General features: G+C 73.6%; 13 protein-coding genes. 10 read left to right on the top strand and 3 right to left on the bottom strand.

From position 1 onward, the window contains the following. Positions 1-11 precede the first annotated feature (11 nt). Positions 12-998 carry an ABC transporter permease gene (locus O7546_RS24325; RefSeq protein WP_013288442.1) on the top strand — a complete coding sequence of 329 codons (987 nt, stop codon included), beginning with the start codon at positions 12-14 and terminating at the stop codon, positions 996-998. 108 nt (positions 999-1,106) lie between these two features. Then, entirely contained in the window at positions 1,107-2,849 is a 1,743-nt protein-coding gene (locus O7546_RS24320) for an ABC transporter substrate-binding protein (protein WP_194800443.1), read from the top strand. A gap of 46 nt (positions 2,850-2,895) precedes the next feature. Here O7546_RS24320 and O7546_RS24315 read toward each other — a convergent pair whose 3' ends face one another. Next, entirely contained in the window at positions 2,896-5,040 is a 2,145-nt protein-coding gene (locus O7546_RS24315) for a prolyl oligopeptidase family serine peptidase (RefSeq protein ID WP_194800444.1), read from the bottom strand. A gap of 85 nt (positions 5,041-5,125) precedes the next feature. Here O7546_RS24315 and mshB point away from each other — a divergent pair, with 85 nt between their 5' ends. The 3 genes from mshB (at position 5,126) to O7546_RS24300 (ending at position 7,091) form a co-directional block, all read left to right on the top strand. After that, positions 5,126-6,049: an N-acetyl-1-D-myo-inositol-2-amino-2-deoxy-alpha-D-glucopyranoside deacetylase gene (mshB, locus tag O7546_RS24310; RefSeq protein WP_194800445.1), complete on the top strand. Its 924-nt coding sequence runs from the start codon at positions 5,126-5,128 to the stop codon at positions 6,047-6,049. Continuing rightward, on the top strand, positions 6,046-6,540 hold the full coding sequence (locus O7546_RS24305) for a hypothetical protein (protein ID WP_194800446.1): 495 nt from the start codon (positions 6,046-6,048) through the stop codon (positions 6,538-6,540). The genes mshB and O7546_RS24305 overlap by 4 nt, the downstream gene beginning before the upstream one ends. 86 nt (positions 6,541-6,626) lie before the next feature. After that, entirely contained in the window at positions 6,627-7,091 is a 465-nt protein-coding gene (locus O7546_RS24300; protein ID WP_262013992.1) for a hypothetical protein, read from the top strand. Between the two features lie 12 nt (positions 7,092-7,103). Here O7546_RS24300 and O7546_RS24295 read toward each other — a convergent pair whose 3' ends face one another. Further along, positions 7,104-8,075, bottom strand: coding sequence for a GNAT family N-acetyltransferase (locus tag O7546_RS24295; protein WP_281600076.1), 972 nt, complete (start codon positions 8,073-8,075; stop codon positions 7,104-7,106). A gap of 79 nt (positions 8,076-8,154) precedes the next feature. Between O7546_RS24295 and fdxA the strand changes: the two genes are divergently transcribed. From fdxA to O7546_RS24270, 5 genes are read left to right on the top strand one after another with little or no spacing between them, the layout of a single operon-like run. Beyond that, a complete protein-coding gene (gene fdxA / locus O7546_RS24290; protein ID WP_007464872.1) occupies positions 8,155-8,481 on the top strand; it encodes a ferredoxin in 327 nt (108 codons plus the stop codon). Then, on the top strand, positions 8,478-9,587 hold the full coding sequence (dapC, locus tag O7546_RS24285; protein ID WP_269698159.1) for a succinyldiaminopimelate transaminase: 1,110 nt from the start codon (positions 8,478-8,480) through the stop codon (positions 9,585-9,587). The genes fdxA and dapC overlap by 4 nt, the downstream gene beginning before the upstream one ends. 1 nt (position 9,588) lies before the next feature. Continuing rightward, the gene (locus O7546_RS24280; RefSeq protein ID WP_194800449.1) at positions 9,589-10,605 is read left to right on the top strand and encodes a prephenate dehydrogenase/arogenate dehydrogenase family protein; all 1,017 of its coding nucleotides are present in this window, start codon (positions 9,589-9,591) and stop codon (positions 10,603-10,605) included. 4 nt (positions 10,606-10,609) lie between these two features. Further along, a complete protein-coding gene (locus tag O7546_RS24275) occupies positions 10,610-11,254 on the top strand; it encodes an SIMPL domain-containing protein (protein WP_281600075.1) in 645 nt (214 codons plus the stop codon). Next, complete coding sequence (locus O7546_RS24270; protein ID WP_194800451.1) at positions 11,254-11,901, top strand: nucleoside/nucleotide kinase family protein; 648 nt, start codon at positions 11,254-11,256, stop codon at positions 11,899-11,901. Before O7546_RS24275 ends, O7546_RS24270 begins: the two co-directional genes overlap by 1 nt. A 33-nt stretch (positions 11,902-11,934) precedes the next feature. On the opposite strand, the gene O7546_RS24265 is transcribed toward O7546_RS24270, so the two are convergent. Then, positions 11,935-14,520, bottom strand: a complete 2,586-nt coding sequence (locus O7546_RS24265) for a hypothetical protein (RefSeq protein ID WP_281600074.1) — start codon at positions 14,518-14,520, stop codon at positions 11,935-11,937. Positions 14,521-14,523: the final 3 nt, after the last annotated feature.

Here is a 14,523-nt window from a genome sequence, read left to right as displayed (position 1 = left end):
GAGGCCGGTCCATGACGCGATTCCTCATCCGCCGGCTGCTGTCCGCCGCGCTCACGCTGTTCGCGGTGAGCGTGCTCAGCTTCCTGATGTTCTTCGCGCTGCCCCGCGATCCGGTCACCGGCATGTGCCCGAAGAACTGCAACCCGGAGCGACTGGAGCGGGTCCGCCAGGAGCTGGGCCTGCGCGATCCGCTGATCAGCCAGTACGCCGGCTACATGAAGGGCATCTTCACCGGCCGGGACCTGGGCAGCGCCCAGGGCGGTCGGTGCGACGCCCCCTGCCTCGGCTGGTCGTACGTGTCGAACGAGGCGGTCTCGGACACCATCGCCCGGGTGCTGCCGGTGACGCTGAGCATCGTCATCCCGGCCGCCATCCTGTGGCTGCTGCTCGGCGTCGGCCTGGGCATGCTCTCGGCGCTGCGCCGGGGCAGCTGGCTGGACCGGGCGGCGATCGGCTTCTCGCTCACCGGCGCCTCGTTGCAGCTCTACTTCGTCGGCGCGGTGCTGCTCATCGTCTTCGTCTACAACCTGCGCCTGCTGCCGGTGCCGAGCTACACCTCGTTGTTCGACAACCCGTTGAAGTGGACGAGCGGGCTGGTGCTGGCCTGGGTGGCGCTGGCGTTCCTCTTCTCCGCGATCTACGCGCGACTGTCCCGGGCGCAGATGCTGGAGACACTGTCGGAGGACTTCGTCCGGACCGCGCGGGCGAAGGGCCTGGCCAAACGCAAGGTGTACGGCCGGCACGCGCTGCGCGCCGCGATCACACCCGTGGTGACGATCGCCGGTCTGGACGTGGGCGGGGCGCTGGGCGGCACGGTGATCACCGAGACGACATTCGGTCTGAACGGGATGGGGCGTACCGCTGTCGACGCGGTCCGCTCGGGCGACCTGCCGACGATCATGGCGACGGTGCTGATCGCGGCGGTCTTCGTGGTGCTGGCGAACGTGGTGGTGGACCTGCTCTACGCGGTGATCGACCCGCGGGTACGGCTCGGCTGAACCGCGACGAAATTTATCGACAACTGTTATCCAACTCGTAGCTTTTCTTCTTTACGATCCTCGGGACGTCGGCGGATGCGCTCGGCGCACGGGTGGAGGAGGTAGGACATGCGACCACGCGCAGCGGCCGCCGCTGGCGGCGCCATCGCACTGGTTGTGGCACTCGGTGCCTGCTCGGAGAACACGGGCGAAGGCACCACTGTGGACGGCAACCGGCAGCAGACCGGGGTCATCGCGACCGACCCGAAGGACTCGCAGGGCCCGGCCGCCGAGATCGACGGCGCGGCCAAGGGCGGGACGTTCACCATCATCCGGGAGACCCCCATCTCCCACCTGGACCCGCAGCGGACGTACTCGTTCGCCGGTCTGATGGCCAACCCGCTCTTCGCCCGCTACCTGACCACCTGGAAGGACGACGGCAAGGGTGGCCTGGTCCTCGTGGGTGACCTGGCCGAGACGCCGGGCAAGAACGTCAACAACGACTGCAAGGTCTGGGAATTCACCATCAAGGACGGGGTGAAGTTCGAGGACGGCAGCCCGATCACCTCGAAGGAGATCGCGTACGGCATCGCCCGCTCCTTCGACCCGGACCTCACCGGCGGCCCCACCTACATCCAGGAGTGGCTGGCCGACACCGCGCAGTACGACACCAAGTGGGACTTCAAGAAGAACAAGACGTCGCTGCCGCCGGGCCTGACCACGCCGGACGACAAGACGCTGCGCTTCGAGTTCGCCAAGCCGCGCTGCGACCTGCCGTTCGCGGTCTCGCTGCCCACCACGGCGCCGCTCAAGCCGGAGAAGGACACCGGGGTCAACCTCGATCAGAAGCCGTTCTCGTCCGGCCCGTACAAGATCGCCAAGAACCAGGTCGGCGTCCAGCTCACGCTCGACCGCAACCCGAACTGGGACGCCAAGACCGACCCGGTGCGGCACCAGTACCCGGACCAGTTCGTGTGGAGCTTCGGACCGACCGCCGACGCCGCCAACAACCGGGTGATCGCGGACAACGGCGCCGACCAGAGCGCGCTGGCGTTCAACTCGGTGCCGGCCTCGCTCGTGGCGAAGGTGGCCGGTGACCCGGCGCTGAAGTCCCGCACGCTGCTGTCCCCGACCCCGAGCGCCAACCAGCTCGTGATCAACACCCAGCGGGTCAAGGACCTGAAGATCCGCCAGGCGCTCAACTACGCGATCGACCGCGAGGGCCTGGTCAAGGCGCTCGGCGGCCAGACCGTCGCGCAGCCGATCACCACGCTGATGCCGCCGTCGACAATCGGCTACAAGGCGTACGACGCGTACCCGGCCGGCGCCAACGGCAACGTGGAGAAGGCCAAGGAGCTGCTCGGCGGCCAGACGCCGGAGCTGGTCCTCGGCGTTGCCGACAACACCACCGAGCAGGCGGAGGCGGTCCAGCTCAAGGGCAACCTGGAGCGCGCCGGCTTCAAGATCACCGTCCGGAACATCCCGGACGACGCGAAGCTGGACGAGGTCAAGAAGAAGAACAACCCCTGGGACCTGTACATCGGCAACTGGGCGGCGGACTGGCCCAGCGGCGCGTCGATCCTGCCGGTGCTCTACGACGGCCGGACCATCAAGGCCGAGGGCAACAGCAACCAGTCGTACTTCAACGACGACGCGATCAACGCCGAGATGGACCGGATCCTGGCGCTGCCGCCGTCCGAGCAGGGCCCGGAGTGGGGCAAGCTCGACGAGCGGATCATGAAGGAGCACGCGCCGGTGGTGCCGCTCTACGTGGACGTGGCGTACAACGTGCACGGGTCGAAGGCGGGCGGGGTGTTCATCTCCTCCGTGTTCGGCTACCCGAACTTCGTCAACGCGTACGTCAAGCAGTAGCCACACCTGTGGTCGGCGGAAGGGCCCCTCGTCGAGGGGCCCTTCCTCACAGGTAGCGGCGGAGGAAGTCCAGCTCCAGCCGGAGCAGGCGCTCGGACACGCCGCCGGCGGCCAGGTGACTCGCGCCGGTGAGCGGCAGCACCGCGTGCGGGCGGCCCGTCGCCAGCAGCGCCGCCGACAACCGCAGCGTGTGCGCGGCGAGCACGTTGTCATCGGCCAGGCCGTGCACCAGCAGCATCGGCCGGGCTTGCGCCGGGTCGCCGAGCGGCTCGGCGGCCAGCTCGACCAGCGAGTGGTGGGCGTACACGTCCATCCCGTCGTCCGGCATGCCCAGGTAGCGCTCGCTGTACGCGGTGTCGTACAGCGCCCAGTCGGTGACCGGCGCGCCGACGATCGCGCACTTGAACAGCTCCGGGTGCCGCAGCACCGCGAGCCCGGCCAGCCAGCCGCCGAACGACCAGCCGCGCACCGCCACGCGTTCCAGGTCCAGATCCGGGTGCTTGTCGGCGAGCGCGGTGAGCGCGTCCACCTGGTCGGTGAGTGTCACGTCGGCGACCCGCCTGTGGATCGCCTTCTCGAACGACGGCGCGATGCCCGGCGTACCCCGGTTGTCGATGGTGACCACCGCGAAACCCTGCTCGGCCCACCACTGCCGCTCCAGCCAGACACCGCGCGCCGCCACCACCTCCTGGTGGCCGGGCCCGCCGTAGATGTCCAGCAGCACCGGCAGCCGGGTGCCCTTGACGTGCTCGGCCGGGTAGAGCACCGCGCTGGGCAGCCGCCTGTCGGTCACCCGGACCATCGTCGGCCGCGGCGCGTACGAGCAGGTGGCGGCGAACGAGCGCAACTCGCCCACCTCGCGGTCGCCGTGCCATACCCGCCAGCGGACCCCGGCGTGCTCCAGCGACGCGATGCCCACCGCCAGCGTGGACCCGCCGATCGAGGCGGTGTGCCAGCCGGGGTCGCTGCCCATCCGGCGGGCGTCCATGCCGCCGCCGATGGTGGTCCGCACCCGGTAGAGGTGGCGCTGGCTCGGTTCGCCCTCGCTCGCCTCCACCAGCAGGTCCGCCGCCGCGTTCGGGCCGTTCGGCAGCCGTCCGACCACCCGCCGCACGTACAGCGACGGCGGGGTGAGCAGGGTGCCGTCGGCGAACAGGCAGCGGGCGTCGTACCCGTCGTGGGCCAGCTCGCCGCCGACCAGCACCCGTCCGTCGGGCAGGTGCGCCGGGGTGCCGGGGATCGGCTCCACCCAGCGCGGGTCGGCCAGTTCGGCGTGCACCTGCGTCTCCCCGGTGCGCGGGTCCACCGCGAGCACCAGGCCGTGCTGCTGCGAGCGCCGCAGCACGGTGATCAGCGGGCCGCCCTCGGTCCAGTCCACCGAACTCAGGTACGGATAGGTCTCGCGGTCCCAGTGCACGTCGACCCAGCCGCCGTCGAGGTCGAGCAGGTGCAGGCTCACCTCCGCGTTCGGCCCACCCGCCACCGGGTACGCGAGCGACGTCGGCGGGGTCGCCGGGTCGGCCGGGTCGTGCAGGTACCAGCGTTCCAGGCGGGACTCGTCGACCCGGGCGGCCAGCACGCTGCGCCCGTCCGGCGCCCACCAGTAGCCCCGGTAGCGGTGGAACTCCTCGGCCGCGATGTGTTCGGCCAGCCCCCAGGTGACGCCGTGGTCCTCGCCGGCGAGCAGGTTGTCCGTGCCGTCCGGCTCGACCACCCGCAACTGGCCCCGGCGCACCCCCTCGGTGGCGTCGGTGACGTACGCGAGCCGCTCACCGGCCGGGTCGGGGCGCGGGTCGATCACCGGCCCGATCGCCGCCACCTCGATCACGTCGCCGTGCACCAGGTCGGCCCGGAACAGCCGCCCGGCCAGCGCGAACGCGGCGACCCGGCCGGCCGAGTCCAGCGCGTACGAGCCGATGCCGCCGGAGCTGAGCCGCAACCGTTCGCGCAGCGCCCGTTCGCCGGGGGCGAGGCGGGCCGGCTCGGCGTCGGTGCCCAGCAGCACCGCCGGGTCCGCCACCAGTCGTTCCTCGCCGCTGTCGACGTCGAGCAGCCAGAGCGCGTCGGCCGGGTCCTCCGGTCCCGCGGAACGCAGGAAGATCACCCGGGCGCCGTCGCCCGCGACGGTGACGGCACGCGGCGCCCCGTGGCTGAACCGACGGGTACGGGCGGCCAGCTCGGGAAAGTCCACGCCTGCAGCGTAGGCGGGCGCCGGAGGTGATGTGGCCGACCTGGGCGGACGCATCACCGTCGAGCGGGCAGGACCGCCGGTTAGAGTGACGGGCGTGACGACGCTGCCCGACCGACGCCTTCTGCTGGTCCACGCGCATCCGGACGACGAGTCGATCGGGACCGGCGCGACGATGGCGCACTACGCCGCCACCGGCGCCCACGTCACGCTCGTGACCTGCACGCTCGGTGAGGAGGGCGAGATTCACGTCCCGGCGTTGGCGCAGCTCTGCGCGGCCGAGGCGGACCAGCTCGGCGGCTACCGGATCGGCGAGCTGGCGGCCGCCTGCGCCGCGCTCGGCGTGACCGACCACCGGTTCCTCGGCGGCGCGGGCCGCTACCGCGACTCCGGCATGATGGGCCTGGCCACGAACGAGCACCCGCGGGCGTTCTGGCAGGCCGACCTGGACGTCGCCGCCGGATACCTGGTGGAGGTCATCCGCGAGGTCCGCCCCCAGGTGCTCGTCACGTACGACCCGGACGGCTTCTACGGCCACCCGGACCACATCCAGGCGCACCGGGTGGCGATGCGGGCGGTGGAACTGGCCGCGGCCGAGGGGATCGCCCCGGCGAAGGTCTACTGGACGGCGATGCCGCGCAGCGTGCTCGACGCGGGCCTGGAGACGTTCACCGAGTCCTCGGACAACCCGTTCGCGGGCATCGAGAGCGCCGACGAGCTTCCGTTCGGCACGCCTGATGCGGAGATCGCCGCCCGGATCGACGGCACCGACCAGCACGCCGCCAAGGAGGCGGCGATGCGCGCCCACGCCACCCAGATTCCGGCGAACTCGTGGCTCTACTCGATCGCCGGCAACTTCGGCGGCGAGTTCATGGGCGTCGAGTACTTCACGCTCGCGGTCGGTGAGAAGGGGCCGGGCACCGGCCCGTACGGCTGGGAGGACGACCTCTTCGCCGGGATCGCCCTGGACGACCCGCGGCGGTCCCCGGTCGCGGCGGCCGGTCTCCGGTGACGCTGCCGGCCGTACCCGTGTCGACACTCCCCGAGCAGCCGCCGACGGCCGCGACGCCGAGCCCGGCGGAGCGGGTGCTCGACCGCGCGCTGCGGGTGGCCGGCGGCGTCGTGACGGTCTGGGCCGGCGTCCTGCTGGCGCTGCTCGACCTGATCTTCGCGACGTGGGCCTGGGAGACCGTGCAGGGCCGCTCCGGCGGGCTGCGGGCGCTTCTCGGTATCGGCCTGGTGACCGCCGGCGTCGTCGCCGTGGTGGCGACGACGGTGCTGCTGGGCCGGTTCGCCCACCTGTCGACGGGTACGCGCTGGGCGGTGGCGCTCGGCGCGCTGCCGTGGTTCCTGGTGATCGTGGTGGGGGGTTTCCGGACCGTCGAGGGCGATCTGGCGCTCGCCGGTGACAACGTGCTCGGGCTCGCGCTGATCGTGGCCGGCGCGGTCACGTTCGCGGTGCTGGGCTTCCGGCACCTGGTGACGCCGCCCGACGCACGGTGAGGTGCTGACGCCGCACAGCTCGCGGTGGTAGACATTCCAGCCAAGAGGCCCGCCGAGGGAGCGGGCGGTACGGCGGGAGGCGTGCGATGGGTCAGCGGTGGCGTGCGGTAGGCGTGCTGGCGGCCGCGTTGTTCGGGGTGAACGTGGTGGCCCGGCTGGTCATCAGATTCGCGTTCCCGGACGACGACACCGCGTCCGGCCGCGTCTCGCTCGCCATGTTCCTGGTCATCGGGCTGATCCTGGCCGGCACCGCGTTCCGGTGGGGCGCCGACCGGCCGCTGGGCCGCTGGGCCGGTGACCTGGCCGCCGCGGTCGCGGTCGCGCTGGCGCTCACCGTGTTCGTCGGTCCGCTGCTGGTCGGGGAGAACCCGTTCGGCGGCGGCGCGGGCCTGTTCTTCGCGCAGATCTGGCTCTATCTCGCTGCGACCGCGGCGGGCGTGCTCGTCGGCTACCTGATCCTGACCGCGCTGGGCCGGGACTACCGGTCCCGCCAGCTCAAGCGGTACGCCGAGATGAAGCGCACCCGGCCTCGCAAGATCGTCCGGCGCTGACCGCTCCGCCGGTCAGGCCGCCGGGGCGATCCGGGTCAGGTAGGTGTGGTGGGTGGTGAAGTCGAGCCCCCGGTAGAGCGCCACGGCGCCGGTGTTGCTCTGCTCGACCTGGAGGAACGCGTGGGTGGCGCCCTCGGCGGCGCCCCACCCGGCCAGGGCCCGTACGACAGCGGCGGCGAGCCCTCGGCGGCGCGCCTGCGGCACCGTCTCCAGCAGGCTGACGCCGAGCCAGCGGCCCTCGCCGGTCACCGTGCCCCGCCCGACCGCGAGCAGTCGGCCGTCCTCGCGCAGTTCGGCGAAGCGGACCCGGGGCGTCCCGGTGAGCACCTGCCGGGCGGCGTCCGGCAGCCCGCCCTTGCGGCCGGCGGCGATCGCCAGCCAGTCGTCGGCGGGCGCGTCCGCCAGCGTCACCGGCGGCGCGCCGGCCGAGGCGTCGCCCGGCAGCGGGGCAGCGGTCAGGGTGCGCAGCGGGACGGTCTGCACCAGCACCGGCGGCCGGGACGTCCAGCCGCGCGCGTCCAGCTCCGCCCCGACCGGGGCGGCGAGCGGCAGCGGAGTGTTCACCAGGGCGGGCCCGCCGCGCTCGGCGTACCAGCGCTGCACCGCGTCCAGCGCGGCGGGCAGCGGCCGGTCCGGGTCGCCCACCGGCAGCGCGCTGTTGGCCCGGCCGGTCCAGCCGTCGGCCCAGCGCAGCCGCCAGTCGCCGAGCCGTCCGCGTACCGGCGCGGGCCACGCCTCGTCGGCGGCCAGTTCCAGCGCGACCACGGCGGCGGCGGTGGGCCGCCGGGCCGGCGGCACCCGCTTGGCCCGGTGCACCTCGGCCACCGGTACGCGCAGTGGCCCGGCGTCGGTGGACAGAGTGATGTGGGTCTCGCTCAGCTCCACGAGCTCGCCGAGCGCGTCGGAGAACAGCGTGCGGCCCTCGCGAATCCCCACAATCCGGCGGACCACGATCCGGTGTCCCACGTCCTGCTGTCGGAGCACGATCGACCCCCTCCCCGGCGAGATACTAGGCTCTTACCGTTGCGGTTGATCGCGACGAGTCTTGCGGAGGAGAAGACCGGTGACCTACATCATCGCCGAGCCGTGCGTGGATGTGCTCGACAAGGCATGCATCGAGGAGTGCCCGGTCGACTGCATCTACGAGGGCAACCGGATGCTCTACATCCACCCCGACGAGTGCGTCGACTGTGGTGCCTGTGAGCCGGTCTGCCCGGTGGAAGCGATCTTCTACGAGGACGACGTCCCGGAGCAGTGGAAGGACTACACCGGGGCCAACTACGAGTTCTTCGAGGACCTGGGCTCGCCCGGTGGCGCCTCGAAGATCGGCAAGGTGGAGAAGGACGCCACCTTCGTCGCCGCGCAGCCGCCGCGCGGCGAGGGCCACTGAACCGGCGCTCGCCGGTCTCGGCACGGCTGCCCGACTTCACCTGGGACACCCTGGACGCCGCGGCCGCCACGGCCGCGGCGCACCCGGGCGGTCTCATCAACCTGTCGATGGGCACGCCGGTCGACCCGGTGCCGGAGCTGATCCGCCAGGCCCTGGCCGACGCGTCGAACGCGCCGGGCTACCCGCTGACCGCCGGTACGCCCGCCCTGCGGGACGCGATCGCGGCGTGGGTCGCGCGGGCCTGCGGCGCGGGCGTCGACGGCCTGGGTGTGCTGCCGACGATCGGCTCCAAGGAGCTGGTGGCCTGGCTGCCCACGCTGCTCGGGCTCGGCCCCGGTGACGTGGTGGTGGTGCCGTCGGTGGCCTACCCGACTTACGAGGACGGGGCCCGGCTGGCCGGCGCGACGACGGTACGCACCGACTCGCTGACCGCGCTGGGCCCGGATCCCCGGGTCCGCCTGGTCTGGGTCAACTCGCCCGGTAACCCGACCGGCCGGGTGCTGCCCGCCGCCCACCTGCGCAAGGTGGTCGAGTGGGCGCGAGAGCGCGGCGCGGTGGTCGCCAGCGACGAGTGCTACCTGCCGCTGGGCTGGGACGCCGAGCCCGTCTCGGTGCTCTCGCCGCAGGTGTGCGGCGGCTCGTACGACGGCGTGCTGGCGGTGCACTCGCTGTCCAAGCGCTCCAACCTGGCCGGCTACCGGGCCGGGTTCGTCGCCGGTGACCCGGCGCTGGTGGCTGAGCTGCTCAAGATCCGCAAGCACGCGGGTCTGATCGTACCGGCGCCGGTGCAGGCCGCGATGGTGGCCGCGCTCGGCGACCAGGAGCACGCCGACGCCCAGCGGGAGCGCTACCGCGTCCGGCGGGAGAAGCTGCGTGCGGCGTTCACCGCCGCCGGCTTCACCGTCGAGCACTCGGAGGCCGGGCTCTACCTCTGGCTCACCCGGGACGAGGACTGCTGGGAGACAGTGGACTGGCTGGCCCGCCGGGGCATCCTGGTGGCCGCCGGTGTCTTCTACGGCCCGGCCGGTGCCCGGCACGTCCGGGTGGCCCTCACCGAGTCCGACGAGCACGTGGACGCGGTGGCCGGGCGGCTCGCCGAGGCCTGACGTGGCGGGCGGGCTGGCGCGGGCGGCGGTGGTCGGTACCGGGCTGATCGGCGGTTCGGTGCTGCTGCGGCTGCACGCCGCCGGGCTGGACGTCGCCGGTTGGGATCCCGATCCGGCGGCCCGCCGGCTGGTACGCGACCGGGGCATCGACGCGCCCGACACGGTCGAAGAGGCGGTCACCGGCCGGGACGTGGTGTTCCTCTGCGGCCCGCTGCCCACGCTGCCGGCGACACTGGCCCGGGTCGCGGCCGTGACCGACGACGACTGCGTGCTTACGGACGTGGGCAGCGTCAAGGCCGAGGTGAGCACCGCCGCCACCGTGCAAGGGCTCGGGCACCGGGTCGTGCCGGGGCACCCGATGGCCGGCGCGGACCGGGCCGGAGCGGGCGCCGCCGGCCCGGACCTGCTCGACGGCGCAGCCTGGGTGCTCTGCCCGGGGCCGGCCGGCCTGGGCGCGTTCCGGCGGCTGGCGGTGCTGCTGGTGGACGTCTTCCACGCCCGGGTGGTGCCGATGTCCGCCCCGGAACACGACGGCGCCGCCGCGCTCGCCTCGCACGTACCGCACGTGCTGGCGGGAGCGCTGGCCGGCACCGTGCACCGGTCGGCGTTGCGGGACGCGGTGCTGACGCTCGCCGCCGGCAGCTTCTCCGACGGCACCCGGGTCGCCGGCGGGCCACCCGAACGGACCGCGAACATGCTGCTCGGCAACCGGGACCGCGTCCTCGCCGAACTGGACGCGCTCGGCGCGTTCCTGAGCGAGCTGACCGAGGCGCTGCGCGGTGGCGACGCGGGTGCGCTGGCGGACCGGTTCGCCGAGGGGCGAGACGTCCGCGCGACCCTGCGGGCGCGTACGTTCAGCACGCACCGGCGGGAGTTCCCGGCCGCCGCCGACCACGCGGGCGAGCTGGCGTACCTGCGGGAGCTGGGCGCGGCGGGCGGTCACCTGAGCGGGGTACGGGAGACGGCCGGCTCGGTCACCTACACGGGGCACCTGCCGGCCACCCCGCCGTTAGGCTGAGGGCATGGCTGACGCACCGGTCGTGGCGGTACGCGGTGAGGCGTACCGGGAGGTGGCTCCCGAGCTGGCCCGGTTCACCGTGACGGCGACGGCGCGGGACCGGGACCGGGAGACCACGCTGACCCGGCTGGCCGAACGGGCCGCCGCGGTGCGCGCGCTGCTCGACGCGGCCGAGCCGGCTGTGGAGCGCCGGGAGACCGGCCAGGTCCACGTCCGGCCGGTGACGAAGCGCGCCGGCGACCGGGTGGTGGCCTACCAGGGCAGCGTGAGCACCACAGTCACGACCACCGACTTCACTGCGCTCGGCGAGCTGATGCTCCGCCTGGCCGACCAGGAGCAGGTGGAGGTGGCCGGGCCGGTGTGGTCGCTGCGGCCGGACAGCCCGGCCTACCGGGAGGCGCGGCAGGCCGCGATCGCCGACGCGCTGGTCCGGGCCCGGGAGTACGCTGAGGCGCTCGGCGCCCGGGTGATCGCGTTGCGCGAGCTGTCCGACACCGGGATGAGCGCCGGGCCGCCGATGATGATGGTCGGGGCGGCGTACTCGCGCTCCGGCGAGCCGGAGCGCGAACTGGAACTGGACCCGGCGCCGCAGCCGGTGCAGGCGGCGGTCGAGGCGCGGTTCACCATCAGCGAGCCGGTGCTGGGCTGATGCCACCGGCGGAGGTGCTGCCGCTCGACGAGCTGGTCGCCCGAGCGCGGGCGCTGGCCGAGACCGGCCCACGTCAGCTGCTCGGCATCGCCGGGGCACCCGGGGCGGGCAAGTCCACCCTGGCGGAAGGGATCGTGGCCGCGCTCGGCCCGGTCGCCCGGCTGGTCCCGATGGACGGCTTCCACCTGGCCGGGTCCGCGCTGGCTCGGCTGGGGCGGGCGGGGCGCAAGGGCGCGCCGGACACGTTCGACGTCAACGGCTTCGTGTCCGTGCTGCGCCGGTTGCGCCGGCTGGAACCGACGTCGGTGTGGGCGCCGGAGTTCCGCCGGGACCTGGAGGAGCCGGTCGCCGGGGCGATCGAGGTGCCGCCCGAGGTGCGCCTGGTGGTCACCGAGGGCAACTACCTGCTGCTGCGGGACGACCCGTGGGAGGAGGTACGCACCCTCGTACACCAGATCTGGTTCCTGGATCTGGACGCGGAGTTGCGGCTGCGCCGGCTCACCGCGCGCCATGAGGCGTACGGGAAGTCGCCGGAGCAGGCCCGCGCCTGGGCGCTCGGCAGCGACGAGGAGAACGCCCGGCGGGTCGCCGGCACGGCCGGGCACGCCGACCTGGTGGTACGCCTGGCCGAACCGCCGCAGGCGTGACGTCGGCCGGCCCGCCGCCGCAGTGGTGCACGGTCAGCCGGTCCGCTGGCGTGGCGACGGCACGGTGCGGCGCAGCAGTCGCGCCACCACCGCCCGCTCGCGGGTGAACTCCACCGACTCCGGATAACCGCTGTGGCTACGGATGGGCGGGTCGGCCACCTCGCCGCCGGACGGGTGCAGCGCCTCCGGGTCGGCCACCGGCACGTCTCGCTGACCGGCGCTGACCTGCCAGCCCAGCGGGTCGGTGTCCCGCCAGAAGTTCGTCCAGGCCACGTGCCCGCCGGGCCAGGTGAGCGCGCCGGCCAGCGCCCGCAGCCGTTCCGGCCCGAAGTAGGACGGGAAGACCCGCCCGTAGAGCCGGGTGAGCTGGCAGCCGTAGGAGAAGAACCAGGTCCGTAGCCGCCACCGCCGGGGCAGTTGCAGCAGCACCGCGGCGCAGATGACGGTGCCCTGGCTGTGCCCGGAGAGGATGACGCCGTCCATCCGGTCGGCGTGGTGCGGCGGTAGCGCCAGCAGGCCCGCCACCCGGGTCTGGAGTTCCGGTACGGCGCGTTCGGCGTAGCTGGGGGGTGCGAGCGGATGCGCGGCCCGGGGCCAGAACGTGCACACGTCCCAGATCACGCCGACCGAGCGGCGTACCGAGTCGGTGCGGTAGACGAGCAGCCCGAGCGCCGCCATCACCACCGGCAGCCAGCCGAGGAGGGCGTCGCCGCGCTCGGCGGTCCAGTGGATGGCGGTCTGCCAGCCGGACGGGGACAGCGGGCTGGGCCGCTCGCCGGACAGCGCGGCGGCGCAGCAGAGGGTGACCAGGGCGGCGCAGAACGCGGCGTAACAGCCCAGCAGCCGTACCGCGTGCTCGCCGATCAGGCGGTGCAGCGCCCGGTAGGTGCTGACGTCGCGGCAGCGCCGCAGGTCGTGTGCGGACAGGCCGGGGGTGGCGGCCAGCCGCGCGTACTCGACCCGGCGCAGCCGGTGCAGCATGACGACGGCCCGGATCAGCAGTCCGATCAGCGCGGCCAGGCCGATCGCGCAGGCCAGCCCGGCCCAGAAGACGGCCAGCGGCGGCACGACCCGGCTCGGGCCGCTCGGCTCGGCCGACGCGTCGAGCCGGTCGCTGACCCAGTAGAGCAGCCCGGCGCAGTACGCCACCGCCATCATCCAGCCGAACCCGGCGATGACCGCCGGGGCGCAGCCGCGCCAGGCGAGATCGGTGTACGCGCCGAGTGGCTGGGTCGGCACCGGCGGTCGCAGGCGGGGCAGGAACAGTCCGGCGGCGGCCAGCGCGACGGCCGGACCGACGAGCATCCAGGTGCGCAACTCGCCCGGTGCGGCGGGCAGCACGGGCAGCCCGCGTTCGATCCAGGTCGCGCCGACCGGCAGCAGCACCATCCCGGCGACGGGGCCGATCAGCGCCCGTCGGCCGGAGCGGTTCGCCGCGGCGATGGCGAGCAGCAACAGCACCTGGTACGCGAGCAGCCACGCGACTGCCGTGTCGTACCCGGGCAGTGACCTGTCGGTGCGGCAGCCGGCGGTGACCGGCTGCGCCGTGCACCCGTCCGGCGGCCGGTACGCCGACAACGGCTGCCCGGCCGCCCCGTCGGGGAGCAGCAGCAGGGTGAACGCCCCGATCAGTCCGAGCGCGGTGAGCGCCACGACCGCCGCGCTCCACAGGCCGAGCGGGGTGGCGCCCTGCCGCCGGCTCAGCCACGGCCGGGCGACAGCTACCACGGCGATCATCACCACGGCGGCGAGCAGCGCCACTGTGGGCCAGGCGACGGCGGCCCGTACGCCTCGCGGCGGGTCCATGATCATCACTGCGGCGACCGGTACGGCGGCGGCGCTGACCGCCCCGGTGCACAGGTGCAGCACGGCGGCCCGGCGCAGTTGCCCCTCCCCGTTCCAGAACGTCGGGTCCTGGAGCGGGTTCCGTGGCGGTTCACGCGGGTCCGGCCGGCTGTCCGGTTCGCCGTCCTCCCGGGCCGCCCCGTGGTGGTGCGGGTCCGCGGGCATCTGCGCCTCGTACTGGTAGGTGCGGAAGGCGACGAGCCCGATCCCGGCCAGCACGAGCAGTGGCAGCAGCAGCCCGAGCGCGAGCGTCCGGGTGCCCTCGCGCCACCAGGGGGCGCCGAGGAACTCCCACGGCCCGGGTATCTTGCCGAGGCAGTCCGCCTCGACGCACTGCCAGGCGATGAGGTCCACGCCCACACCGGTCACCGTGACGACGAGCGTGCAGGTCAGGCTCAGGCAGAACAGGCGGATGAGCCAGGCGGTGATGCCGGACCGGCTGGCCCAGCGTTCCTGGTCCGGGTCGGGCGGGATGCCGGCGCGGGCGTGCAGCGCGACGTTCGCCAGCGCGAACGGGAGCATCAGTGTCCACAGCGCCCGTTCCACGTCCCGCCGGGTCCGCGCGCCGGAGGTCAACTGGCCCCAGCTGTACGCCTCGACGGTGATCGGGTCGTCCCGGCCCGCCGCGCTGGACCGGTAGAAGCCGGTGGTCTGACCGCCGGCGACAAGCATTGGTTGCGCACCGTCACCGTTGGCGCCCGCGGTCAGGCCGAGCAGCTGATCCGGCGGGGTGTTGGAGACCCCGTGCACCCGCAGTTCGAGGACCCGTTCCATCGT

The sequence above is a fragment of the Micromonospora sp. WMMA1976 genome (genome assembly GCF_027497335.1).
Lineage (GTDB): Bacteria > Actinomycetota > Actinomycetes > Mycobacteriales > Micromonosporaceae > Micromonospora > Micromonospora aurantiaca.
This window is presented reverse-complemented; position numbering and strand designations above follow the sequence as displayed.

Coding starts and splice junctions, on each gene's coding strand:
- O7546_RS24265 (WP_281600074.1), bottom strand. CDS start 14,520: ATGGAACGGGTCCTCGAACTGCGGGTGCACGGGGTCTCCAACACCCCG.
- O7546_RS24320 (WP_194800443.1), top strand. CDS start 1,107: ATGCGACCACGCGCAGCGGCCGCCGCTGGCGGCGCCATCGCACTGGTT.
- O7546_RS24270 (WP_194800451.1), top strand. CDS start 11,254: ATGCCACCGGCGGAGGTGCTGCCGCTCGACGAGCTGGTCGCCCGAGCG.
- O7546_RS24275 (WP_281600075.1), top strand. CDS start 10,610: ATGGCTGACGCACCGGTCGTGGCGGTACGCGGTGAGGCGTACCGGGAG.
- O7546_RS24325 (WP_013288442.1), top strand. CDS start 12: ATGACGCGATTCCTCATCCGCCGGCTGCTGTCCGCCGCGCTCACGCTG.
- O7546_RS24300 (WP_262013992.1), top strand. CDS start 6,627: ATGGGTCAGCGGTGGCGTGCGGTAGGCGTGCTGGCGGCCGCGTTGTTC.